This is a genomic window from Mesorhizobium sp. M0590, assembly GCF_040320905.1.
Lineage (GTDB): Bacteria > Pseudomonadota > Alphaproteobacteria > Rhizobiales > Rhizobiaceae > Mesorhizobium.
The window spans coordinates 127,471-150,302 of record NZ_JAMYQN010000012.1 but is presented as its reverse complement, the minus strand read 5'-3'; the positions used below and the strand labels follow the sequence as shown (position 1 = coordinate 150,302).

Annotated in this window: 21 protein-coding genes and 1 pseudogene; 5 read left to right on the top strand and 17 right to left on the bottom strand. The window is 61.9% G+C overall.

Going from position 1 to position 22,832, the window contains the following annotated elements; translation table 11 throughout:
- Window positions 1-258: 258 nt before the first annotated feature.
- The 3 genes from NKI52_RS20740 to NKI52_RS20730 all read right to left on the bottom strand — a co-directional run bounded on the left by NKI52_RS20740 (window position 259) and on the right by NKI52_RS20730 (window position 3,289).
- Window positions 259-1,236: a DUF3592 domain-containing protein gene (locus NKI52_RS20740; RefSeq protein WP_352570414.1), complete on the bottom strand. Its 978-nt coding sequence runs from the start codon at window positions 1,234-1,236 to the stop codon at window positions 259-261.
- Window positions 1,237-1,493: 257 nt separating this feature from the next.
- Window positions 1,494-2,513 (bottom strand): ketol-acid reductoisomerase, encoded by a 1,020-nt coding sequence (ilvC, locus tag NKI52_RS20735; RefSeq protein ID WP_023676662.1) that lies wholly within the window; start codon window positions 2,511-2,513, stop codon window positions 1,494-1,496.
- Between the two features lie 125 nt (window positions 2,514-2,638).
- Window positions 2,639-3,289: a TetR/AcrR family transcriptional regulator gene (locus tag NKI52_RS20730; protein WP_502897780.1), complete on the bottom strand. Its 651-nt coding sequence runs from the start codon at window positions 3,287-3,289 to the stop codon at window positions 2,639-2,641.
- A 165-nt stretch (window positions 3,290-3,454) separates the two neighbouring features.
- Here NKI52_RS20730 and NKI52_RS20725 point away from each other — a divergent pair, with 165 nt between their 5' ends.
- The gene (locus NKI52_RS20725; protein WP_023676664.1) at window positions 3,455-3,883 is read left to right on the top strand and encodes an anthrone oxygenase family protein; all 429 of its coding nucleotides are present in this window, start codon (window positions 3,455-3,457) and stop codon (window positions 3,881-3,883) included.
- Between the two features lie 37 nt (window positions 3,884-3,920).
- On the opposite strand, the gene NKI52_RS20720 is transcribed toward NKI52_RS20725, so the two are convergent.
- Window positions 3,921-4,373 carry a MarR family winged helix-turn-helix transcriptional regulator gene (locus NKI52_RS20720; protein ID WP_023676665.1) on the bottom strand — a complete coding sequence of 151 codons (453 nt, stop codon included), beginning with the start codon at window positions 4,371-4,373 and terminating at the stop codon, window positions 3,921-3,923.
- Between the two features lie 100 nt (window positions 4,374-4,473).
- Between NKI52_RS20720 and NKI52_RS20715 the strand changes: the two genes are divergently transcribed.
- Together NKI52_RS20715 and NKI52_RS20710 are read left to right on the top strand one after the other, a co-directional pair.
- Window positions 4,474-4,779 (top strand): Rieske (2Fe-2S) protein, encoded by a 306-nt coding sequence (locus tag NKI52_RS20715; protein ID WP_352570416.1) that lies wholly within the window; start codon window positions 4,474-4,476, stop codon window positions 4,777-4,779.
- Window position 4,780: 1 nt separating this feature from the next.
- On the top strand, window positions 4,781-5,506 hold the full coding sequence (locus NKI52_RS20710; protein WP_352699327.1) for a glutathione S-transferase family protein: 726 nt from the start codon (window positions 4,781-4,783) through the stop codon (window positions 5,504-5,506).
- On the opposite strand, the pseudogene NKI52_RS20705 reads toward NKI52_RS20710, so the two are convergent.
- Window positions 5,454-6,682: pseudogene (locus NKI52_RS20705) on the bottom strand (FAD-dependent oxidoreductase). The gene NKI52_RS20710 and the pseudogene NKI52_RS20705 overlap by 53 nt on opposite strands.
- A gap of 74 nt (window positions 6,683-6,756) precedes the next feature.
- On the bottom strand, window positions 6,757-7,167 hold the full coding sequence (locus NKI52_RS20700) for a winged helix-turn-helix transcriptional regulator (protein ID WP_352450047.1): 411 nt from the start codon (window positions 7,165-7,167) through the stop codon (window positions 6,757-6,759).
- A 136-nt stretch (window positions 7,168-7,303) separates the two neighbouring features.
- Here NKI52_RS20700 and NKI52_RS20695 point away from each other — a divergent pair, with 136 nt between their 5' ends.
- Window positions 7,304-8,194, top strand: a complete 891-nt coding sequence (locus tag NKI52_RS20695; RefSeq protein ID WP_084641112.1) for an SDR family oxidoreductase — start codon at window positions 7,304-7,306, stop codon at window positions 8,192-8,194.
- 41 nt (window positions 8,195-8,235) lie between these two features.
- Here NKI52_RS20695 and NKI52_RS20690 read toward each other — a convergent pair whose 3' ends face one another.
- The 3 genes from NKI52_RS20690 to NKI52_RS20680 all read right to left on the bottom strand — a co-directional run bounded on the left by NKI52_RS20690 (window position 8,236) and on the right by NKI52_RS20680 (window position 13,071).
- Window positions 8,236-10,155, bottom strand: coding sequence for a potassium transporter Kup (locus tag NKI52_RS20690; RefSeq protein ID WP_352699325.1), 1,920 nt, complete (start codon window positions 10,153-10,155; stop codon window positions 8,236-8,238).
- A gap of 158 nt (window positions 10,156-10,313) precedes the next feature.
- A complete protein-coding gene (locus NKI52_RS20685) occupies window positions 10,314-12,233 on the bottom strand; it encodes a potassium transporter Kup (RefSeq protein WP_352456499.1) in 1,920 nt (639 codons plus the stop codon).
- 97 nt (window positions 12,234-12,330) lie between these two features.
- Window positions 12,331-13,071: a pyridoxine 5'-phosphate synthase gene (locus NKI52_RS20680; RefSeq protein WP_352699323.1), complete on the bottom strand. Its 741-nt coding sequence runs from the start codon at window positions 13,069-13,071 to the stop codon at window positions 12,331-12,333.
- 115 nt (window positions 13,072-13,186) lie between these two features.
- Between NKI52_RS20680 and NKI52_RS20675 the strand changes: the two genes are divergently transcribed.
- The gene (locus tag NKI52_RS20675; RefSeq protein WP_352450052.1) at window positions 13,187-13,591 is read left to right on the top strand and encodes a SpoIIAA family protein; all 405 of its coding nucleotides are present in this window, start codon (window positions 13,187-13,189) and stop codon (window positions 13,589-13,591) included.
- 19 nt (window positions 13,592-13,610) lie between these two features.
- Here the strand turns inward: NKI52_RS20675 and NKI52_RS20670 are convergent, their stop codons facing one another.
- The 8 genes from NKI52_RS20670 to NKI52_RS20635 form a co-directional block, all read right to left on the bottom strand.
- A complete protein-coding gene (locus NKI52_RS20670) occupies window positions 13,611-14,738 on the bottom strand; it encodes an ATP-dependent DNA helicase (RefSeq protein WP_023720791.1) in 1,128 nt (375 codons plus the stop codon).
- Between the two features lie 147 nt (window positions 14,739-14,885).
- Window positions 14,886-15,218: a nitrile hydratase accessory protein gene (locus NKI52_RS20665; protein ID WP_352699382.1), complete on the bottom strand. Its 333-nt coding sequence runs from the start codon at window positions 15,216-15,218 to the stop codon at window positions 14,886-14,888.
- 19 nt (window positions 15,219-15,237) lie between these two features.
- Window positions 15,238-15,897: a nitrile hydratase subunit beta gene (nthB, locus tag NKI52_RS20660; protein WP_352699321.1), complete on the bottom strand. Its 660-nt coding sequence runs from the start codon at window positions 15,895-15,897 to the stop codon at window positions 15,238-15,240.
- Window positions 15,894-16,499, bottom strand: a complete 606-nt coding sequence (gene nthA, locus NKI52_RS20655; RefSeq protein WP_352570421.1) for a nitrile hydratase subunit alpha — start codon at window positions 16,497-16,499, stop codon at window positions 15,894-15,896. The genes nthB and nthA overlap by 4 nt, the downstream gene beginning before the upstream one ends.
- A 56-nt stretch (window positions 16,500-16,555) precedes the next feature.
- Window positions 16,556-19,714: an efflux RND transporter permease subunit gene (locus NKI52_RS20650; RefSeq protein ID WP_352699319.1), complete on the bottom strand. Its 3,159-nt coding sequence runs from the start codon at window positions 19,712-19,714 to the stop codon at window positions 16,556-16,558.
- Window positions 19,711-20,961, bottom strand: a complete 1,251-nt coding sequence (locus NKI52_RS20645) for an efflux RND transporter periplasmic adaptor subunit (protein WP_352699317.1) — start codon at window positions 20,959-20,961, stop codon at window positions 19,711-19,713. Before NKI52_RS20645 ends, NKI52_RS20650 begins: the two co-directional genes overlap by 4 nt.
- A gap of 169 nt (window positions 20,962-21,130) precedes the next feature.
- On the bottom strand, window positions 21,131-21,727 hold the full coding sequence (locus NKI52_RS20640) for a LysE family translocator (RefSeq protein WP_352699315.1): 597 nt from the start codon (window positions 21,725-21,727) through the stop codon (window positions 21,131-21,133).
- Between the two features lie 106 nt (window positions 21,728-21,833).
- Window positions 21,834-22,814 (bottom strand): acyl-CoA desaturase, encoded by a 981-nt coding sequence (locus tag NKI52_RS20635; RefSeq protein ID WP_352699313.1) that lies wholly within the window; start codon window positions 22,812-22,814, stop codon window positions 21,834-21,836.
- Window positions 22,815-22,832: the final 18 nt, after the last annotated feature.

Here is a 22,832-nt window from a genome sequence, read left to right as displayed (position 1 = left end):
GCGCTGTCGGTCCCTGCTCTCGGCTGCGAACACGCAACGTTCCTCAAGACGCCCACGGGCTGGGTGGCGCGGGCCAGCCAATGTTACGGATCCGACCCGTCGGCCGAAGAGCCGTTCTCCCGTGTCATCCATATTGTGGTCGACGGGGCGACGTTGAGACTGACATGGCCGGGCTTCGACAGCGGAGTTCTTGTCAGGTGCTGACGACAAGTGTCCTCTTTCTCTGGATCTACAGCGTCTAGGACGGCAGCTTCAGCATTAGATCACCCCGACAAGCAGCGCGGCTCCGCCTATCAAGCCAACGGCGCAGACCCACAGGAGCCAAAGCCCGCTCACCCTGCATTCGAGAACCGCTGCAACTGGGTTGTCGGGGTCGTAGTGGACCTCGACCTTGTCGCCCTGGAGGTAGCGCTGCGATCGACCGCTGACGAGGCTCGGCAGCGAAGCCGTCACGTTTGCGCCGAAAGCGATGCGATCGGCGGCGTAGCGCTGGCCGGCGACGCTATAGCTGTAGACGATGCGGGATTTGAAGACTGTTCGCCAGGGCCGATAGCCGCCTCCGGACCTGTCGCGGGTCTCGAATTTCTGCAGGCCCGAGGCGTCGATGCGTCCTGCCGTGATCGGCCATTTGGCCGCCTGTTCCGCAAGTGACTTCTGGGCAAAGCCCATGCGCAGGACAAATAATCCCATGAAAAGCAGCAGGGCAGCGGCGCCGAGGTTCTGCGGCCTGGGCAAAAACGGCCGGATCGCTTCGAGGACGCCGCCGACGGAGAAGACCAATACAAGCGCGCCGACCACCAGCCCGGCCGAAAGCTGGACCATGAACTTGAAGGAGCCGTCGGGCATGGTGCGTTCGATCACGGCCTTGGCTGGATCGGCCGGATTGTAGAAGACGGTTACGCCGGCCCCGTTTGGAAATTTCGCAAGGGTTTCCGCCACGGCAAAGTTTCCAAGGTTCTCCTGCACGCTGTAGTGCGAACTGCGAAATGTCTTGCCGTTCACCTTGTATTCGAAGGTGATTGCCGGGAAGTTGCGGATTTCGGTCGACCCTCTGCTGTCCGAACCGGATCCCGAACTGGTCACCTCGCGAGCCTCGACCCGCGACGAGATGATCTTTCCCGGCGTCGGAGACCAGCGGCTGACCGCCCTCACCTCCCACCACTTCAGCAAGGTGATGAGGGACAGCATGCCGGCAACCGCGCAGGCAAACCCGACCAACAGAAATTTGAGTTCCAACTCTCACCCCCTTGGCACTTTTGTGCCATGCCCCGCACAGGCATATCACGGTGATGAGGATAGTGCGCCTGTCCAGAAGCCTAGAAACCACACAATCTTGATGCGAAAAGGCCGGCGGATCGCTCCGCCGGCCTTTCTTGATCGGCAATGAAATTGCGATCAGTTCTTGGCCTTGTCGACCAGCTTGTTCATGGAAATTCCCACGCGCCCGCAGGGCGAAGCCCGAGGACGGGTAACGAAACGAACGTGGATTTCCTTCAGTTCTTGGCCTTATCAACCAGCTTGTTCTTCGAGATCCACGGCATCATCGCGCGCAGCTTGGCGCCGACTTCCTCGATCTGGTGGCTGTCGTTGTTGCGGCGGATGCCCTTGAAGCGCGACATGCCGGCGCGGTATTCCTGCATCCATTCCGAGGTGAACTTGCCGGTCTGGATATCCTTCAGCACGCGCTTCATCTCGGCCTTGGTCTCGGCAGTGATGATGCGCGGGCCCGAGACATATTCGCCCCATTCGGCGGTGTTCGAGATCGAGTAATTCATGTTGGCGATGCCGCCTTCATAGATCAGGTCGACGATCAATTTGACCTCGTGCAGGCACTCGAAATAGGCCATTTCCGGCGCGTAGCCGGCTTCCACCAGTGTCTCGAAGCCGGCGCGGATCAATTCGACCAGGCCGCCGCACAGCACCACCTGCTCGCCGAACAGGTCGGTCTCGCACTCCTCGCGGAAATTGGTCTCGATAATGCCCGAGCGGCCGCCGCCAACGCCGCAGGCGTAGGAGAGCGCCAGGTCGAGCGCATTGCCCGAAGCGTCCTGGTTGACCGCGACCAGGCACGGCACGCCACCGCCCTTCTGGTATTCGCCGCGCACCGTATGGCCAGGCCCCTTCGGCGCGATCATCACGACGTCGACCGAAGCTTTAGGCTCGATCAGGCCAAAATGCACGTTGAGGCCGTGGGCGAAGGCGATTGCCGCGCCATCGCGGATGTTTGGCGCGATCTCGGATTTGTAGATGTCGGCCTGCAGCTCATCCGGCGTCGCCATCATCATCAGGTCGGCCCATTTGGCGGCATCGGCTACGCTCATCACCTTGAGCCCGTCGGCCTCGACCTTCTTGGCGGTCGCCGAGCCGGCCTTGAGGCCGATGGCGATGTCCTTGACGCCGGAATCCTTGAGGTTGAGCGCATGCGCCCTGCCCTGGCTGCCATAGCCGATGATAGCGACCTTCTTGCCCTTGATCAGGTTGAGATCGGCGTCGCGATCGTAATAGACACGCATTTTTCTTCCTTCCCGTTTTGAACCAGAGCATGATGCCGAAAAGTGTGAAGCGGTTTTCGGACGACATCATGCTCCATCTTTTAGTGTAGAGCCGGTTTCAGATTTCAGGTCGATTTGACCTGAAATCATCCGGCTCTATGGGCCCTGCGGCCCGGTTTTTGCCCGAAAAGAGCGAGAAACTGCTGCGTCGCCCGGACGGCATCGCCGCCGATCGCCACATCAGTCAATTCCAGCCGGTCGCCAAGCAGCAAGCGGATCTGCACGTCACGGGCGACCAGCCCGAAAAAGGTGCGGAACGCCGTCTCCGCGTCCGAAAATTCAAGGAACCCGGCCTGTCTCCCGGCCTCCAGCACCGGCTTGAGGCGCTTGGCCAGCGCAAATCGACCGTTCTCCAGCACGATGGCGCCGAGATCGTCCTTCCCCGAACTAGCATGGCCGACCGCCACCCTGTTCAGCGCGATCGAGGTGTCGCTCGAAATTACCTTGAGCCAGTCCGAAGCGAAGCGTTCGAGGCTCGCCGTCAGCGAAGGGAGGTCGAGCCCCTTGCGGTCGACCGGCACTACCCGCACCTTGGACGCCTGCCATTGTACCGTTGCCGTCAACAGCCCGTCGCGATCGCCGAACCATTTGTAGAGCGTCTCCTTCGAGCAGCTCGCCCGCCGCGCCACGGCGGTCATGGTCAACTGATCGCCCTCTTCGACCAGCAGGCGAAGGGCGGCGTCGAGCACGTCCTTCTGCCGCTCCGTCAGCGCCTCGCTGGTGTCGATGTCGGTCACAGCGTGCAACACAGTTTTTCCTCCGGAGGCAAACTCACCCGCAGTTCAGATACGAGCTCGATGGCGTACCGTACGTTACGGTTCGGCTTTATGGCGTATTGCCCGACCCGACGCAACCCTTTATTTCTGTTTGCTCCATGCGGGGCATCACGGGAGACACGGATCATGCTCGCCGGATTGCTTGCCTTGACCGTTGCCGCAGTGTTCGCCGGCGCGGCTATCTACGTCAGCGTCGCCGAGCAGCCGGCGCGGCTTCGCCTCGATGACAAGGCATTGCTGCAGGAATGGCAGCCTTCCTACAAGCGCGGCGCCGCCATGCAGGCCTCGATCGCCGTCATCGCCTGTATTCTGGGCCTCGTCGCCTGGTGGCTGACCGGCAATCTCGCTTATCTGGTCGGTGCCTTGCTGATCATCCTGCCTTGGCCATGGACGCTGCTGGTGATGATGCCGGCAAATAGGTTGCTGGAGGCGATGGACGCGAACTCCGTCAATCCTGAAGCTCGGACATTGATCGCCAAATGGGGCAATCTGCATCTGGTCCGCGTCGGGCTTGGCGTTCTGGCGACGTTGGCATTCCTCTTGGGCAGTGCCTGACCTCGCCAATCGGTGCCATCTTCGTCATGAAGGCGTGTCACTCCAGGGCAGGCGGATCTCGCAGGCGCCCAAGCAGAGCTGACAGCGCGTCGAGCTCATCATTGGAAAGCCGGGAGCCGACCAACTCCGCGATCGACCGGCCGTAGACAGCCCACATGCGGCGGCGCGTCTCGCGTCCCTTGTCTGTGACGCGGACTGTTTGCCCGCGGCCGTCATCGGCAACTGGAAGCTTCTCGACCTGCCCGTCGGCTTCGAGCCGCGCCAGCAGCCGGGAGATGTTGTACTGCGCAAACAGGGTGCGCTCGGTGAGTTGGAACGGCCGCAATCCGCCCTCGCCCGCCTCGGCAAGCTCATGCAGGACGTCGTACCAGGCAAGCGGCGGCAGGCCACTGTCCTTCAGCGCGTCCTCGGCTCGTTCCAACAACTGGCGCGAAACCCGCATCAGGCGGGCCCAGGCCTTGATGGCTGGAGGTGAAGGAATCCCGGTCATGATTGCATCGTAGGTGATAGATGCAATTGCATCAAGCTTGACGATCGATGCAAATGCATCTATATAGATGCAATCGCATCAATCATGAGAGGCAATTCCGATGAAGCATGAAATCTGCAAGATCGCCGACATTCCGGAAACAGGCAGCCTGATCGCTCCGTTCTTCGGCCGCGAGGTCCATGTCTACCGCAGCGGCGAGCGTATCCGCGCCGCCGCCAACGTCTGCCTGCATTTCGGTGGCCCGCTCGACTGCAAGGACGGCAAGCTCGTCTGCCAGTGGCACGGCGCCTCGTTCGACATGGCGAACGGTGATCGCCTCGAAGGCCCGGCGCGGAAGGGCTCCCGCCTGATGTTTCTCTCCACCCGCGTCGAGGACGGTGCCTTGAACTATGTCTGGGGGGAGTGAGATGACCGACAAGCTCACTCTCGTCAGCCATCATCTTTGCCCCTATGTGCAGCGCGCGGCGATTTCACTTCGCGAAAAGGGCGTGCCGTTCGAACGCATCACGGTCGATCTCGCCAACAAGCCTGCCTGGTTCAAGGCGATATCACCGCTCGGCAAGGTGCCGCTGCTCCGCGTTGAGCATGACGGCCAGGAAACGGTGATCTTCGAATCGCTCGTCATCCTCGAATTCCTCGAGGAAACCCAGCCCAATCCGCTGCATCCCACCGACCCCTATGCCCGTGCCCGGCATCGCGCCTGGATCGAGTTCGGCTCAGCAATCCTCAATGCCATCGGCCGCTTCTATTCAGCACTCACCGAAGCCGCCTTCATCGCCGAACGCGGGGCTCTGGCAGCAATGTTCGATCGCCTGGAAGTGGAACTGGCGAACGGCGCGGCTGGACCATGGTTCGACCGCGAGCGTTTTTCACTGGTCGACGCGGTCTACGGGCCGATCTTCCGCTATTTCGACATCTTCGACCGGATCGGCGATTTCGGCATCCTGGACCGAAAGCCATTTGTCTCGGCCTGGCGCAAGGCATTGCACGAACGCCCATCCGTGAAGGACGCGGTCGCTCCCGATTATCCGCAACGCCTCCACGCATTCTTGCAGGCTAAGGGTTCGCACCTTTCGGAAATCATCCGCCAAAACGATCCGGCCACAGCGCTTCCGCAAGCCCGATCGGCTTGAATGGATTGAGCACCGTTCCTGTAACCATGGAAGCAAGAAACTCCGGCGCCGGCGGGACTTTTGCCAGCGTCGCCACCAGCCTGTCGCGGACGAACGGCATCACAATCGAATCCGATTGATAAAACGGCGTCAGCACCAGCGACAGCGCCTGGAAGACCCGCACATGCCATCGCCGCGCCCGAACGTAAGCTTCCAGCGCAGTATCGATACGGGCCGTTCCTATGAGTGCGTAGTTGAGCGCGGCTGCATCGAGCAGCGCCATGTTCGCGCCCTGGCCGAGCTGCGGGCTTGTCGAATGGGCCGCGTCGCCGATAACGGCCAATCGCCGTCCGGCTGGCGTCTTCATCGTGTGATGGCCATAGCGCGCCAGCGAGAGCTGCTCGAAACTGTCGATCTGGTCGATGAAGGCCGCGCATTCAGGCCACAGCCCGGCCAATCTCGCCTTCCATGCATCGAGACCTGCCGCCCATACGCACTCGGCATCCGCCGGCTTCAGGCTCCAGAAGAATGCCGCCATCTTCCCGGCACCGGGCTCAGGCCGGCCGATCGGCAGCACGCCGATCATCACGCTCGCTTTGTCGTAGCGCTGCAGCAGGGCGTGCTCGTCGAAACCCTCGCCGCGCCAGCCGAGCGATGCCCATAGGCGAGCGATCGCGGTTCGCCCGGATTGGTTACGCACCGCCGCAGTTTGGAGCGCGAACCGCTGGCATCCACTACCAGGTCGAACGACCCTATCCGTCGTCCGTTGCCGCAGATCAATGTTGCCCGTTCGCCGGTTTCCAGCGTCTCGAGCTCGATACCTGTCTCGATGGTGATCGCCTGGCGCCGGGCGGCGCGGAAAAGCACGCCGAACAGAGCCGCGCGGTGCACCGCCAGCCCGAAGCGACCGCCGCGCTGGGCATCATAACGGACATCGAGCACGGTGCGGCCAGTTCTGGCGTCTGCACCATGCAGGCGGTCTATGCGGCTGCCCAGCGCCAGAATGTCGTCGAGCAGGCCGAGATCGGCAAGCACCGTCAGCCCGGTCGGCTGCAGGATCAGCCCGGACCCGACCGGCTTTGGCTGGTCGAAGCGCTCGAAGATGGTGACCCTATGTTCGGCGCGCGTGAGATAGAGCGCGGCGGCACGTCCAGCCGGCCCGGCGCCGGCAATCGCGATGTCCAGAGAATTGCCCATCTGCCCGACCCAACCCAGGCCGGACAATCCTTCAGCGCTGTCGCTAAATCAAGCCGCTGTCTCGGCCTTGAGGCTCAGCCCTCGGCAGCATCGAAAATCTTCCGCGCCTCGCGTACAGCGCCGTGATTGAGCTCGGCCCATTGGATCAGCTGATGCAAGGGTCCAAACATCGAGCGCCCGAGATCGGTGAGGCTGTATTCGACGCTCGGCGGTTTGGTCGGAAACACCTGGCGATGCACATAGCCGTCGCGCTGCAGATCGTGCAGCGTCTGGGTGAGCATGCGCTGTGAAATATCGGGCACCAGCCGCCGCAATTCGCCGAAGCGGTACGGCTTCTCGGCCAAGGCCTCCATCAGCAGTGAACTCCATTTATTGCTTATGCCCTGGATCACGTCGCGAACCGGGCAATCCGCAAGGTTTCCGCCACCGCTGCCTGCTTTGTATATCTCGAGCTTCGATCTCAGATTGACGATCTTGCCGTCCATGGCTGGTTCCCTGGATGTGCCTACCTCCCGCAAAACTGCCTTCTTTACGAGGATGGGTCAATTCCTATTTTAGTGCTGGTCTCTTTTTGAGACTAACATATGCACCCGCCGCTCCGGCGCAACGTCAGGACATCTCATGACCGACACCCTTCTCGTCACCGGCGCCTCCGGCCAGCTTGGCCGCGGCGTCATCAATCATCTGCTTGACACGCTCAAGGTCTCCCCTCAGCGCATCATCGCCGCCACCCGCAATCCGGAAAATCTGGCCGATCTGGCAGCCCGAGGCGTCACCATCCGGGCAGTCGACTTCGACGACACCGCGTCGTTGGCCAGTGCATTCACCGGCGCCGACAGGGTTCTGATCATTTCGACAAACGAGCTCGCCGTTCCGGGCAAGCGCCTGAAGCAACATGAGGCCGCGGTCGCCGCCGCAAAAAGCGCCGGCGTTTCGCATCTGCTCTACACGTCGATGCCCAATCCGGAGCCAGGATCGCCGGTACTGTTTGCGCCCGATCACCACGGCACCGAGCAGGCGATCAAGGCGAGCGGTATCCCCTACACCATCTTCCGCAACGGCTGGTATCAGGAGAACCTGTTCATGGCGCTGCCGCACGCCATCGCCTCGGGGCACTGGTACACATCCGCTGGAGACGGCCACATTGCCCATGGCGCGCGCGACGATATGGCAGCCGCGATCGCCGCCGGCCTTGCTTCGAGCGCAACCGAAAGCACGACATACACGCTGACCGGCCCCAAGGCCCACACGATGGCCGAGATTGCAGCCCTCGTCACCGAGGTCACCGGCAAGCCGATCGAAGTTATCCAGCTTTCGGATGAAGCGCTGACCGAGGGATTGAAGGCAGCCGGCGTTCCCGAAGCTTTTGCGCCTGTCATCGTTTCCTTCGACACCAACACCCGCTCCGGCCGGATCGGCATGGTGACCGACGCGGTCGAGACGCTGTCCGGCAGGAAGCCACAGCCGCTGAAGCAATTTCTTGAAGCAAACAAGGCGGCTCTGGTGAGCTGAGCCTCACAATGGCCGTGCCCTCAAAGGGCACGGCCATTTGTTCAGATAGCCACCTGCGTCCCGATCTCGACCACCCGTCCGGTCGGGATCTGGAAATATTCCGTCGCATCGGCCGCCGTGCGCGCCAGCCCGATGAACAGCTTGTCCTGCCAGACCGGCATGCCGGAATTGGGCGAGGCCTTGAGAGAGCGCCGCGACAGGAAGAAGGACGTCGTCATGATGTCGAACTTCCAGCCCTGTTTGCGGCAGATCGCCAGCGCACGCGGGATGTTGGGCTGCTCCATGTAGCCGAAGGTCAGCGTCACCCGCATGAACAGCTCGTTGACCATTTCCATCTTGACGCGCTCGCTGTCGGGCACAACCGGCTGCGGTGCCGTCACCACCGAAAGGATGACGTTCTGCTCGTGCAGCACCTTGTAATGCTTCAGGCTGTGCATCAGCGCGGTCGGCGCGCTCAGCGGGTCGCTGGTCAGGAACACCGCGGTGCCCGACACCAGATGCGGTTTCTTCTTCAGCAGATTGCCGGCAAGGAAATCGAGCGGGACCTCGTTCCTTCGAGTTTTTTCGAACAGGTATCTGGTGCCTCTTATCCAGGTCCACATGGTCATGACAATCACTGCGGCCACCGCCAGCGAGGACCAGCCGCCTTCGAACACCTTGACAATGTTGGCGGCAAAGAAACCGGTATCGACGGAGGCGAACAACGCCGTCAAGGCCACTGCAACGCCGAGCGGCCATTTCCAGATGCGGGTCATGACGACAAAAAGCAGTATGTTGGTCACCAGCATATTGCCGGTCACTGAAATGCCGTAGGCCGAGGCAAGCCTGCTGGATTCGCCGAAGCCGACCACCAGCAACATCACCACCAGCGCCAGCATCAGGTTGATGCGCGGCAGATAGATCTGGCCCGACTGTTTTTCCGACGTATGCTGGATAACGAAACGCGGCAGCATATTGAGCTGCACCGCCTGTCTGGTCAGCGAAAAAGCGCCGGAGATCACCGCCTGGCTGGCGATGACGGTCGCCGCCGTCGCCAGCACGACCATGGGAATAAGCGTCCAGCCCTGGTTCATCTCGAAGAATGGATGACCGACAACGCCGCCATTTGCCAGCACGAAGGCGCCTTGCCCGACATAGTTGAGCAACAGACAAGGGAACACGATTGCCAGCCAGGCGAGTACGATCGGCTTGCGGCCGAAATGGCCGAGATCGGCATAGAGCGCCTCGGCGCCGGTGACGGCGAGGAAGACCGCACCAACCGTGACGAAGGCGACATCGGGCGAGTTGACCAGGAACGACACGATGTAATGCGGGCTGATCGCCAGCAGGATTTCCGGATCGGCGATGATGTGGTTAATGCCGGAAAGGCCGATGGCCAGGAACCACAGCGCCGTGACGGGCCCGAACACCAAACCTACGCCGCCGGTGCCGAATCGCTGTACCGCAAACAGGATCGCCAGGATGGCCAGTGTCAGCGGCACCACATAGGGCTGGAATGTCGGCGTGACGACATTCATACCTTCGACCGCCGATAGCACCGAGATCGCCGGCGTAATGACTGCGTCGCCGAAAAAAAGCGCCGCGCCGACGATGCCGATGCCGAGGATCACCGCCGAGCGCGTCGGGAAACTGTTGCGCGCCAGCGCCATCAGCGACAGCACCCCGCCCTCGCCTCGATTGTCGGCGCGGAGCACGAACATGATGTATTTGATGGTGACGGTGATCGTCAGCGACCAGATGATCAGCGACAACACGCCGAGGATGTCGCCACGGTTGGCGACGTTGCCACCGGCCGATGCATGCAACGCCTCGCGAAATGCATAGATCGGGCTGGTACCGATATCGCCGTAAACCACGCCGAGCGCGCCCAGCATCAGCACCTTGGTGCTGTGCTGCTCGACCTCAGAATGGCTGGATTGTTCGACAGGTTCTGCCTCGTTACCAGCATTGGTAAGGGCCATGGACGACACTCCGGTAAGCGGGCGGTGCTCTACGCTTGCTGCGCTGCAATATCAAGTGCCGTCACGTAATGGCTCCGTCCCGATATTGCGAGTCCTCCACGACTTGGCAGACTCAGTCCGATCGGCAGACCACCTGGAATGTCGCAACGGACACATTTTTAAATAGCCACCTGCGTCCCGATCTCGACTACCCGTCCGGTCGGGATCTGGAAATACTCCGTCGCATCGGCCGCCGTGCGCGCCAGCCCGATGAACAGCTTGTCCTGCCAGACCGGCATGCCGGAATTGGGCGAGGCCTTGAGAGAGCGCCGCGACAGGAAGAACGATGTCGTCATGATGTCGAACTTCCAGCCTTGCTTGCGGCAGATCGCCAGCGCGCGCGGAATGTTGGGCTGCTCCATATAGCCGAAGGTCAGCGTCACCCGCATGAACAGCTCGTTGATTTGCTCCATCTTGACGCGCTCGCTGTCGGGCACGACAGGCTGCGGTGCCGTCACCACCGAAAGGATGACGTTCTGCTCGTGCAGCACCTTGTAATGCTTCAGGCTGTGCATCAGCGCGGTCGGCGCACTCAGCGGGTCGCTGGTCAGGAACACCGCGGTGCCCGACACCAGATGCGGCTTCTTCTTCAGCAGATTGCCGGCGAGGAAATCGAGCGGGACCTCGTTCCTTCGAGTTTTTTCGAACAGGTATCTGGTGCCTCTTATCCAGGTCCACATGGTCATGACAATCACTGCGGCCACCGCCAGCGAGGACCAGCCGCCTTCGAACACCTTGACAATGTTGGCGGCAAAGAAACCGGTATCGACGGAGGCGAACAACGCCGTCAAGGCCACTGCAACGCCGAGCGGCCATTTCCAGATGCGGGTCATGACGACAAAAAGCAGTATGTTGGTCACCAGCATGTTGCCGGTCACTGAAATGCCGTAGGCCGAGGCAAGCCTGCTGGATTCGCCGAAGCCGACCACCAGCAGCATCACCACCAGCGCCAGCAGCATGTTGACGCGTGGCAGGTAGATCTGGCCGGACTGTTTCTCCGACGTATGCTGGATCTCGAAACGCGGCAGCATGTTGAGCTGCACCGCTTGCCTGGTCAGCGAGAAAGCGCCGGAGATCACCGCCTGGCTGGCGATCACGGTCGCGGCGGTCGCCAGCACGACCATGGGAATGAGCGTCCAGCCTTCGTTCATCTCGAAAAAGGGATGACCGACAACGCCGCCATTTGCCAGCACGAAGGCCCCCTGCCCGACATAGTTGAGCAGCAAGCAAGGGAATACGATCGCCAGCCAGGCGAGTACAATGGGCTTGCGCCCGAAATGGCCGAGATCGGCATAGAGCGCCTCGGCGCCGGTAACGGCGAGAAAGACCGCGCCAACCGTGACGAAGGCGACGTCAGGCGAGTTGACCAAGAACGAAACGATGTAATGTGGGCTGATTGCCAGCAGGATTTCCGGGTCGTCGATGATATGGTTGAGGCCGGACAGTCCGATGGCCAGGAACCACACCGCGGTGACGGGCCCGAACACCAGTCCGACGCCGCCCGTGCCGAATCGCTGCACCGCGAACAGCATCGCCAGGATGACCAGCGTCAGCGGCACCACATAGGGCTGGAACGCCGGCGTGACGACGTTCATGCCTTCGACCGCCGATAGCACCGAAATTGCCGGCGTGATGACTGCGTCACCGAAAAAAAGCGCCGAGCCGACGATGCCTATGCCGAGGATCACCGCCGACCGCTTCGGGAAGCTGCCGCGTGCCAATGCCATCAACGACAGCGTGCCACCCTCGCCCCGGTTGTCGGCGCGCAGCACGAACATGATGTATTTGACGGTGACAGTGATGGTCAGCGCCCAGATGATCAGCGACAGCACCCCGAGGATGTCGCCGCGGTTGGCGACATTGCCGCCAGCCGAAGCATGCAACGCCTCACGGAACGCATAGATCGGGCTGGTGCCGATGTCGCCATAGACCACGCCGAGCGCGCCGAGCATCAGGATCTTGGTGCTGTGCTGCTCGGCCTTGGAGTGGCTGGATTGTTCGATGGGTTCCGCCTCGCTACCAGCGTTGGCAAGGGCCATGGACGACACTCCCATAGACGTGCGGCGCTCTATGCTGCGGGGATGGAAAGGACGCGCTGCCGTGCCGGGAACGCACGGCCTATCGGCTCGCCTTTCTCTACCAGCCACAAGCCTTCAGAAACCGCCTGACCGTTGCGGCCATGCCATACTCCAACGCATCGGCTGTCAACCCATGTCCGATCGACACTTCGGCCAATGCCGGGATACACCTGGCCAGTGCCGGCAAATTGCTCACCACAAGGTCGTGCCCGGCGTTGACCTGGAGCCCTGCAGCCAGTGCGGCATCCGCCGTTTTTCCCAATTTCTCCAATTCCTTAGCCGCTTTTGCCGAATCGGAATGATAGCTGCCATATGGACCCGTATAGAGTTCGATCCGGTCGGCGCCGGTGTCGCGAGCGGCTTTCACGCCAGCGGGATCCGGATCGGAAAACAGCGATACGCGAAAGCCTCCCTTCTTCAGGCGCTTGACGACCGGTGTCAGGAACGCAGCCTCGGCGGCGAAGTTCCAGCCATGGTCGGAAGTCGCCTGCGCCGGGTCGTCGGGCACCAGCGTCACCTGCTCCGGCTGGTGCTTTTCCACAAGTGCCAGGAAATCCTCGGTCGGATAGCCCTCGATGTTGAATTCCGCATTCGGGAACTCGTCGTCGATCAGCGCCCTGATCTCAGGCAGATCGGAATGCCTGGTGTGCCGCTCGTCGGGTCGCGGGTGCACCGTGAGCCCATGCGCGCCGGCGGCAAGGGCAATGCGTCCGAGCCCGGTCACGCTTGGCCACGGCAGGTCGCGCCGGTTGCGCAGCATGGCGATCGCATTGAGGTTGACGGAAAGCTTTGCAGGCATTTGCACGGCTCCAGGCTGATCTTGGCGCGCATCTATACCGCCTTTAACGGGAACAGACAGAGGGTTTCAGGTGTTCCAAGGTGTGCGAAGAAAATCGAGCGCAAGGAGTTCCCTGTTGAATTTTCTCGAGGCCGTGCCGGCGGTTCGCCGCATCGACACCGATCGCGAAGATCTTTTCGCCATCGATGTCGTCGGCCATGTCGCAGCGGCTGACGCCGAAAACCTGTTCGGATTGCTGGAGGCGGCCTATGCGCTGCATCCGAAGATCGACGTGCTGGTGCGCCTGATCGACCATGAGGGTGTCGACTGGGCCGACGTATCGGACGAGACGATCGAACAGGGCATAGCTCATGCCGTGGAGCATATCGGCCGCTGCGCGGCGATCGGTGAGCCGAACTGGATACCGGAGGCAAGAGCCTTTTTGCCTGCCTCTTTGCCTATCGAACTCCGGCATTTCGAGGCCAAGGACGAAGCCGCCGCCTGGGAATGGCTTGACGCCAGACCGATCGCCCAGCGCTGATACGACGGACCTGACAGCCCTATCGGACGATCGTCAGCCGTTCGGCCGCGCGCGTGATCGCGGTGTAGAGCCAACGCTGGCGAGTTTCCTTGAATGCCCAGCTTTCGTCGAAAAGCACGATCTCGTTCCATTGCGACCCTTGCGCCTTGTGCACGGTCAGCGCGTAACCGTAATCGAAATCGTCGAAGCGCTTCTTCTGCTGCCAGGGAATGTCGGCGTCGGGATCCTCGAATGCGGCTTTGAGCAGCTTGATCTTGGCGACGCCGCGATCCGGGTCATCTTCCTCTGGTGAGACCAGCAGATTGATGCCGGGCTTGACCGTCTCGCGCGACGAGGTCATCACCTTCCACAGCGAGCCGTTGAGCAGCCCCTTGGCCGGATCGTTGCGCAGGCAGACCAGCTTGTCGCCGGCCTGCGGATAATCGGCGTTGAACCCCTTCAGCTCGCGCAGCCGCTGGTTATAACGGCGGCGCGTACGGTTGGTACCGACCAGCACCTGGTCCGCCTTCAGCACCAGTTCCTGGGTGACGTCTTCCTTGCCGATCACTTGCGCCGCGCCATAGTCGCCACGCATGAATTCGCGGCCCTCGCGCACGTCGAGCGCCAGCCTGATGATCGGGTTGTCTCGCGCCTGGCGATGGATTTCGGTGAGCAGAATGTCCGGCTCGTGGTCGGTGAAGAAGCCGCCGCCGGAGATTGGCGGCAACTGGCCGGGATCGCCGAGCACCAGGATCGGCGTGCCGAAGCTCATCAGGTCACGGCCGAGTTGCTCGTCGACCATTGAGCATTCGTCGATGACGACGAGCTTGGCGCGCGAGATCGGGCTCTGCCGGTTGAGCGAAAATGTCGGCGACATCGATGTCTTGCCGGTCACCTCGTCCGCTACCGATTCTTCGCCCTTCGGCCGGTAGATCAGCGAATGGATGGTGCGGGCATTGACCGCGCCCTTGGAACGCAGCACCTGCGCCGCCTTACCCGTAAACGCGGCGAACTGCACCTGGCCGTCGACATGCTCGGCGAAATAGCGCGCCAGCGTCGTCTTGCCGGTGCCGGCATAGCCGAACAGCCGGAACAGCTGCGGCTTGCCGGCTTTCAGCCAGCCGGCCACCGCCTTCAGCGCTTCGTCCTGTTGAGGAGAGAATTCCATCAGCGCGACAGACCGGATTCGCGAGGGAAAGACAAGGTGACTGCCGTCACCATCAATTTTCATCGCCGGCAATCACGCCGCTGCGACAGGGTCAGGCTATCAGTGACGAACAGGAACGTAAAGAGAACAAGGCCAGGCGGCCGCAGCTTACCCGGCCCGCTGTGGATCGTTCTCCAGCTGGATCGGCTTGCCATGCGGCGTTGCGTGCGCGGCGCGTTCCCAGGCAGCGGCGAGCGCATCGACGTCGCGCTTTCCGGCAACGCCCTTGGCCAAAAGCAGCTTTTCCAGCGCTGCCAGCCAGTGCTCGTAGTAATCGTGACCGTCGCGCGCGGCGCCCGGCTGCTTCACCTCTGCCGACAAAGCATCCGCCCATTCGCTCCACGAAAACAGCCCGTTGTCGTGCAGTGCTACCGTCATGGCAAAGGCCTCTGCTTGCCACGGCTCGGCAAACACAGGCGCCTCGACACCGGTGGGCAGCATGGCGGCGACTGAGCCCGTCTCACACCGGCTCAAGGTAGCTCTCCCAGGCATCGATCGACACGACAAGTGTCGGATCGGCGCCCTCGCCCCAGATTTCGCCGCCGGTAAAGGCCACCGTATAGACCCATTGCGGGTTTTCGCCCTGGCCGTGCGCATTGCTGTCGGGAAAGACAAAGCCGTCGCGCACAGCCTCGACGACGCCTCGCTTGCCGCGTGCATAGCGCGGCAGTCTGGTGTGGCCGGTCGGATGAAAGTTCTTGGTTCGCACGGGGTCGCCCGCCTTGAACCGCGCAGGCGCGGCGACAGGCCGGTCGCAGTGCCCGCCCTTGGCCAGCACCGCCGGAACGTCCTTAGCCTTCAGCACCCGTTTGGGTGTCGCTGCCGGATCGACTGCGTCGCCCGTAGCCAGGTCGCGGTCGCTGACGAAACCATGGCGTTTGAGCAGCACCTCCAGCGCCTTGATCCATATCTGGTAGTAGCTGGAGGCATAATAATCCGCTGGATGCAGCGATTCCCGCGCGTGCCGGCTCTCGTCGATGGTCCAGGCGCCCATGGCGCCGGCGCATAACGTCACGCCCAGCGCCCGCCTTTCCCAATCGGCATGGAAATAGGGTTCGTCAGGTTCGGGCGCGACCGGCCCGAAACCCATCTGGCCGCCGAGATCCTGCGGCCCGTTCATGCTGGCTCCCGCGCCAGCGCCGTGCCGATCATGGCATCGCGCGTCACCAGATCGGCGAGCCGTGCCTCATCCCAGCCCTCCGTACCCCGGGGGCGCATCGGCACCACCAGATAGCGCAGCTCGGCGGTCGAATCCCACACCCGGATTGTCGTCCTCGCCGGCAAGGTCAGACCGAATTCCTCGAGCACGCCGCGCGGATCGATCACTGCGCGCGAACGGTAGGGCGGCGCCTTGTACCAGACCGGCGGCAGGCCGAGCACCGACCACGGATAGCAGGAGCATAGCGTGCAGACGACGAGGTTGTGCGTGTCGGCCGTATTGAACACCGCCTGCATGTGCTCGCCTTGCCGGCCGGTGTAGCCGAGCGATTCGATGGCCGCCGTCGCATCACGCTTCAGCCATGCGGCAAACCCGGGATCAACCCAGGCCTTCGCCACCACCTTTGCGCCGTTGCGCGGCCCGATCTTGGTCTCATAGGTGTCGACGATAACATCGATCGCCGCCGGATCGATCAGGCCTTTGCGGGTGAGAATCGTCTCCAGCGCGCGCACCCGCGCCGCAAAAGGATCAAGCTCGTTGTCGTGGTCGTGATTGTGCGGCATGGCGTCAAATTACGATCGCGGACCCCCGGCCGCAAGCACCACGGCTTGGGCCAGCGCTATTCGGCTGCCGCCTTCTGCGGCACCGGTTCTTCCTCCTCGTCGAACAGTGACGGCTGGTCGACCGCTTCGACCGGGCTCGGCTCGCCCCGGCGCCGTGCCCACAGCCTGACCAGCCAGCCGGAAAAATGCTCCATGTAGACGTAAATGACGGGCGTGACGAACAGCGTCAGTGCCTGCGAGGCGACAAGACCGCCGACCACCGCCACGCCGAGAGGCTGGCGCAATTCCGCGCTGGCGCCGGTGCCGAGCGCGATCGGGATGGTGCCCATCAGCGCGGCAAGCGTGGTCATCATGATCGGCCGGAAGCGCATCAGGCAGGCCTTGTGGATGGATTCGACAGGCGACATCCCCTCGCGCCTGAGTTCCAGCGCCACGTCGATCATCATGATGCCGTTCTTCTTGACGATGCCGATCAGCATCAGGATGCCGATCACCGCGATCACCGAAAGATCCATCCCCGCCAGCCGCAGTGCCACCAGCGCGCCGAGCACCGCCGATGGAAGCCCGGTCAGGATGGTGAGCGGGTGGATGAAGCTCTCATAGAGCATGCCGAGAACGATATAGATGGTCAGAATCGCGCCGCCGATCAGCAGCCCCTGGTTGGAAAGCGAATCCTGGAACGTCTTGGCCGTGCCCGAGAAGGCGGTCGAGATCGTCGGCGGCATGCCGATCTTGTCCTTCAGCGCGTTGATGTGGCTCACGCTGTCGCCGAGGGCCACGCCTTGCGGCAGATTGTAGGAGATGGTCACTGCCGGAAGCTGGCCGAGCTGGTTGACGGTCAAAGCACCGGCGGTCCGATCGACGCGGGCGAACGCACCGAGCGGCACCAGGCTGCCGCTCGCCGTTCTCACCTTGATGGCCAGCATCCGCTCGGGCGACCACTCGATCTTCGGATCGAGCTCCATGATCACGTCGTAGCTGTCGGCCGAACCGAAGATGGTCGACACCTGCTGGGTGCCGAAACCGCCATAGAGGCTGGAGCGCAGCGTGTCGGTATCGACGCCGAGGTTCGCCGCCTTGTCGCGGTCGATCACCAGCGTCGCCTGTAGCGCGTTGTTCTGCAGGTCATTGGTGACGTCGGTGAAGGCGGCATGATCGGCAGCCATCGCGTCCGTCAGCCTCTGCGCCCAGACGTTCGTCAGGCCGGTATCGAGGCCCTGAACGGCAAGCTGGTAGGCACTCGCCGAAGAACGCGCGCCGAGCCGCAGGTTCTGCACCGGCTGCATGTAGGTTTCGATGCCGGGCACATTGGCCAGCTGGCGCCGCAGGTCCGTAAGCACCTTGTCGATGTTCGGTCGCTGGTCCTTGTCTTTCAGCTGCACAAACAGCTGGCCCTGGTTGAGCGCATTGTTTCCACTGCCCGCCGACCAGCCGACATGCGCGACGTAGGGCGAATGGGTGAAGACATCCGCCACTTGCCCCTGCAGCTTCACCATCGCGTCAAACGAAATGTCCTGGCGCGCGATGGTCGTCACCGAGACCTGGCCGATATCCTCCTGCGGGAAGAAGCCCTTCGGCGAAATCTGGATCAGCCACACCGACAGCCCGGCGGTCACCAGGAAGACAAGGAAGACAAGGAAATTGTGGCGCAGGCAGAATGTCAGCAGCCTGTCATAGCCCTGCATGAAGACGTTTTGTCTATGGCCTTCACCGTGCGCTGCTTTCTGCTCGGCTTTCGATAATGACAACAGCCGCGAGCACAGCATCGGCGTCAGCGTCAGCGAGACGAACATCGACGCCAGGATGGCGACCGTCACCACCACCGCGAATTCGTTGAAGATGCGCCCGATCACGCCGCCCATCAAAAGCACCGGAATGAACACGGCGACCAGCGAGATCGAGATCGAGATGATGGTGAAGCCGATCTCGCGCGCGCCCTTGAGCGACGCCTCGAGGGCAGAGAGCCCGTCCTCCTCCATATGGCGGAAAATGTTTTCGAGCATGACGATTGCATCGTCGACGACAAGACCGACCGCCAGCGTCAGCCCCATCAATGAGACGTTGTCGATGGAAAAGCCGAACAGGTACATCACGCCCAGCGTGGCGATGAGCGAAATCGGCACCGCCACGGCCGGGATGACCGTCGCCGTTACCCGGCGCAGGAACAGGAAGATCACCGTCACCACCAGCGCGATGGTGAGCAAGAGCGTGAACTGCACGTCATCGACCGCCTCGCGGACCGATGTCGAGCGGTCGTTTAGCAACTGGATGCTCGCCGCTGCCGGCATCTGATCGTCGAAGGAAGGTAGCATCGCCTTGACGCGGTCGACGACGTCGACGGTATTGGCATCCGGCTGGCGCTGCACCGCCATAATGATGGCGCGGGTGCCGTCATACCAGCTTGCCGTCGTCGTGGTCTCGACCGAATCGATGACGCGGGTCACCTCGCCGAGCCGCACCGGATGGCCGTTCTTGGTTGCGATGATGATGTTGGAGAATCCTGCCGCATTGGTCAGCTGCGTGTTCGCGGTGATCGTCAGCTGCTGTTTGTTGTTCTTGAGCACGCCGAGCGGCGTGTTGCTGTTGGCCGAGGCAATGGCCGTCTGCAGCTGGTCGATCGAGATGCCGCGAGCGGCGAGCGCCGTCGGATCGATCTGGACGCGGACGGCATATTTTTGCTGGCCATAGATCGAAACCTGCGCAACGCCGTCGATCGTCGACAGCGACGGCGAAATCACATTCTCGGCAAACGCGTCGAGATCAGTCAGCGGAATTGTGTCGCTGACCAGCGACATCAGCAGGATCGGCGCATCGGCTGGATTGACCTTGCGGTAGCTCGGCGGGCTGGTCATCTCCGGCGGCAATTGTCGTTGCGTGCGTGCGATCGCTGCCTGCACGTCGGCGGCGGCTGCATCGATGTCGCGGTTGAGCACGAACTGAATGGCGATCGAGGTCGAGCCGAGCGAGTTGGTCGTCGAGATCGAATCGATGCCTGCGATAGTGGCAAACTGCTTGATCAGAGGCGTTGCCACCGAGGTCGCCATGGTTTCCGGCGAAGCCCCGGGCAGCGAGGCCGAGACGTTGACAACCGGAAATTCGGCGCTTGGCAGCGCCGCGACCGGCAGGAATTTGTAAGCAAATAGCCCGCCCAGAACCAGGGCGAACGACATGAGCAGCGTGGCGACGGGCCTGCGGATGCAGAATTCGGAAATCATGGCTGTGTTCCGCCCGTCCGGTCAGCCTCGGCAACCTTCGGAGCCGCCTGATCGCCGGTGCCGGTCGAAGCCTTGCCTTCGCGCACCGCCGCGCCGTTCTTCAGTTTGGTCTGACCCTCGACGACGACACGCTCGCCGCTTTTCAATCCTTGGCTAATTGCGGTGTTGGTGCCTTCTGTCAGCGCGACCTGCACGGGCCGCATTTCAACGGTGTTGTCCGGCTTGATCACATAGACGAACGGGCCCTTCTGGCTGGGCTGGACGGCGACCGTCGGAACGGACGTCATTTGTGGCATGATGCCGGCATCGAGCACGACGTTGACGTATTGGCCCGGCCATAGCGAAAGATCGGCGTTGGGCACACTGGCCCGCGTTGCGATCGTGCCGGACGCCGTGTCTACGCTGGAATCGACGAAATCCAGCGTTCCCTTGCCGATCGGCTTCGGGTCGCCGTCCTTGGTCAGCGTCACCGCACCTTGCTGCGGCGCTGCCAGCGCCTTGTGCAGCAAGGCAAGATCGCTTTCGGGGAGATTGAAGTTCACCTGCAGCGGGTCGACCTGCGTGATCGTCACCAGTGGAGTCGACGTGCTGCTGCCGTTGCTGGTGGTGACGAGATCGCCGACGGCGACGCTGACTGCGCCAAGCCTGCCGGAGATCGGCGCCCTGATCGTGGCGAAGCCAAGCTGGATTTGGTCCGCATCGATCGTTGCCTTGTCGGCGTCGACGGTGGCCGCGGCGGATTTCTGTGCCGCGACGGCCTGATCGTAGGTCTGCTGTGTTCCGGCCTGCCTGGCGACGAGATTTTTGGCGCGCTGAAGATCGGCCGTGGCGCTGGCAAGCAGCGCCTGGTCTTTTGCGAGCGTCGCCTGATCGCGTGCCAGTTGCGCCTTCAACGAGCGATCGTCCAGCGAGAAAAGAACGTCGCCGGCCTTCACCATCTGTCCGTCCTTGACCGCGATTGCGACGATCTGGCTCGAGACCCGCGCGTTGATGCTGACCACGGCAGGAGAGGACACAAAGCCGATGGCATAGCGCCGGACCGGGAAATCGGCCGTCGAAGCGGTGGCGGCAACCACCGAAGTCGAACGAGCGGCATTTGCTGCTGCAGCGGGTTTGTCCGCCGCCGCCGTGGTCTGCTTCGCCGACAGCATCTGCTGAAGACCGGTCATTGCGGTGGGCGAAAAATAGAGCCACGCCGCCGCAAGGCAGGCTGCAGCGATCACCGCAAATACGATCTTTCCGCGCATCGACAAAAGGCCTTCTCAACGCGACACGCCGATTTCCGCTGGTCGCACTCTAGCTCAACTCGCAGCCTCTTGCCGCGATTTTGCCAGATAATAGAGGATGCCGAAGGCGAAAAAGGGCCAAAACCCGTCATTACGAAGATTTAATGTGCAGTGCACAATAAAACGGCAGCTAGCGCAGCATCGGCCACAATGTCGCCGCCAGCATCACACCCATGGCGATGTTGAACCATTTGAGCCGCGCCGTATCCGCCAGAAAACCGCGCAGCGCCATGCCGAAACCGACCCAGGTCGAAATGCTCGGCAGCATGACGACGGCGAACGCGGCCGCGATCAGCACCACGGACACAAGCGGGCGTTCCGGGTTCGTATAGACGGCCATGGCTGTAATCGCCATCACCCAGGCTTTGGGATTGACCCACTGGAAAGCCGCAGCCTCGATGAAGCGCATCGGCTGGCCCTTCGCCTCGCCTTCGCCGCCGAGCGAGCGCGACATGGCGATCTTCCAGGCGAGATAAAGCAAGTAGAGGCCGCCGGCGATCTTCAACCCGGTATGCAGGACCGGAAAGGCCGTCAACACGGCGCCAAGCCCGAAGCCTACGGCAAGCAACAGCACGAGGAAGCCGAAGCCGATGCCGAGCATGTGTGGCACGGTTTTGACCAAGCCGAAATTCACGCCCGAGGCCAAAAGCATGAAATTGTTCGGACCCGGCGTGATCGAGGTCACGAAGGCATAAACCAGCAGAGCAAGGAATGCATCGAAGGTCATGGAGGATCGCAATGATCAATAATACTGAAATACTGACTTAAATCGATGAAGTGCTGAGTGCAAATGCAATTCGTTGGTCCACGCGCCCTAAGCGTTCCTTCATTTCTTAGGCCAATATCCGCTGAGAACATCTATCTGCGGTAGGCTGCACCGACCATAGATCTGAATCCGGGGCAGTTTCGCGCTGACGGCGCACGCGTCGCAGCCCTTTGCGTCTCGGCGTATTCTCCGGAATCTTGACGCTGTGCGCCAGACCCAGGATCGCCAGAACCTGAATGAATAGCCAGCCGAGATCGATCTGTCCGTGTTCCAGACCAAGCCGTGCAGACTCGGGAAACGCGTGATGGTTGCCGTGGAAACTCTCGCCGAACGTTACCAGCCCGAAACGCGGCAAATTGTATCCTTGCACGGCAACGTCGTCGACGCGCCATCCTTGCTCCCCATCTCGGTGCGCAAAATGCCCAACCAACCAATGCCCGGTAAGCGACACTGAAACGCGCACCGCGATTCCCCATACCACCCAATCCCAGCCGCCAAGCGCGAAAAAGAGGATCGCCCAGGGCAGTTGTTGCAGCATCCAGGTGCGTTCGACGAACTTGTAGAACAGGTCATTCCTGATCGAGGGTTCGATGACGAAGGTGGGTGGATTGCGCAAAGCGACCGCGCAATGCATCTGCCAGAAGGCATCGGTGAAAAATGGCCGACGATGGGCATGGAGATCGTGACATGCGGTCTGGCGCTGAGCCCAGTCACGAATATCGTGAGCATAGATCATCCCAAAAGGACCGGCCATGCCGACGAGCACGCCAAGGTAGACCAGCGCATGCTCGACCCAGATATGAACCTTGAACGAACGGTGGATGAGCAGACGGTGCATCCCCACCGAGTGTCCGGCGCAGATTGTCGCCGCCGTTGTCGCAACGAATAAGGCGAAGGCACTCCAGCTAAATGTCATCGGTCCCAACACAATGGCGGCGATCGTCATCGCCCCGACCCAGATCGACTTTGCCGGCACCCACACGACTTTGCCGTCTTCGGCGTCACTGTCCTGTTGGGAAATCATTCTGCCCGTGGATATGGTTTTCATCGGTACCCCTCCTCCTGC

What these genes read in the sequence shown, in the direction of transcription:
- NKI52_RS20695 (WP_084641112.1), top strand. Translation starts at nt 7,304, where the DNA reads ATGACCGACACCCTTCTCGTCACCGGCGCCTCCGGCCAGCTTGGCCGC.
- NKI52_RS20670 (WP_023720791.1), bottom strand. Translation starts at nt 14,738, where the DNA reads ATGGAATTCTCTCCTCAACAGGACGAAGCGCTGAAGGCGGTGGCCGGC.
- NKI52_RS20640 (WP_352699315.1), bottom strand. Translation starts at nt 21,727, where the DNA reads ATGACCTTCGATGCATTCCTTGCTCTGCTGGTTTATGCCTTCGTGACC.
- NKI52_RS20725 (WP_023676664.1), top strand. Translation starts at nt 3,455, where the DNA reads ATGCTCGCCGGATTGCTTGCCTTGACCGTTGCCGCAGTGTTCGCCGGC.
- NKI52_RS20635 (WP_352699313.1), bottom strand. Translation starts at nt 22,814, where the DNA reads ATGAAAACCATATCCACGGGCAGAATGATTTCCCAACAGGACAGTGAC.
- NKI52_RS20685 (WP_352456499.1), bottom strand. Translation starts at nt 12,233, where the DNA reads ATGGCCCTTGCCAACGCTGGTAGCGAGGCGGAACCCATCGAACAATCC.
- NKI52_RS20690 (WP_352699325.1), bottom strand. Translation starts at nt 10,155, where the DNA reads ATGGCCCTTACCAATGCTGGTAACGAGGCAGAACCTGTCGAACAATCC.
- NKI52_RS20700 (WP_352450047.1), bottom strand. Translation starts at nt 7,167, where the DNA reads ATGGACGGCAAGATCGTCAATCTGAGATCGAAGCTCGAGATATACAAA.
- NKI52_RS20650 (WP_352699319.1), bottom strand. Translation starts at nt 19,714, where the DNA reads ATGATTTCCGAATTCTGCATCCGCAGGCCCGTCGCCACGCTGCTCATG.
- NKI52_RS20715 (WP_352570416.1), top strand. Translation starts at nt 4,474, where the DNA reads ATGAAGCATGAAATCTGCAAGATCGCCGACATTCCGGAAACAGGCAGC.
- NKI52_RS20665 (WP_352699382.1), bottom strand. Translation starts at nt 15,218, where the DNA reads ATGCTGCCCACCGGTGTCGAGGCGCCTGTGTTTGCCGAGCCGTGGCAA.
- nthA (WP_352570421.1), bottom strand. Translation starts at nt 16,499, where the DNA reads ATGCCGCACAATCACGACCACGACAACGAGCTTGATCCTTTTGCGGCG.
- NKI52_RS20720 (WP_023676665.1), bottom strand. Translation starts at nt 4,373, where the DNA reads ATGACCGGGATTCCTTCACCTCCAGCCATCAAGGCCTGGGCCCGCCTG.
- ilvC (WP_023676662.1), bottom strand. Translation starts at nt 2,513, where the DNA reads ATGCGTGTCTATTACGATCGCGACGCCGATCTCAACCTGATCAAGGGC.
- NKI52_RS20645 (WP_352699317.1), bottom strand. Translation starts at nt 20,961, where the DNA reads ATGCGCGGAAAGATCGTATTTGCGGTGATCGCTGCAGCCTGCCTTGCG.
- NKI52_RS20680 (WP_352699323.1), bottom strand. Translation starts at nt 13,071, where the DNA reads ATGCCTGCAAAGCTTTCCGTCAACCTCAATGCGATCGCCATGCTGCGC.
- nthB (WP_352699321.1), bottom strand. Translation starts at nt 15,897, where the DNA reads ATGAACGGGCCGCAGGATCTCGGCGGCCAGATGGGTTTCGGGCCGGTC.
- NKI52_RS20710 (WP_352699327.1), top strand. Translation starts at nt 4,781, where the DNA reads ATGACCGACAAGCTCACTCTCGTCAGCCATCATCTTTGCCCCTATGTG.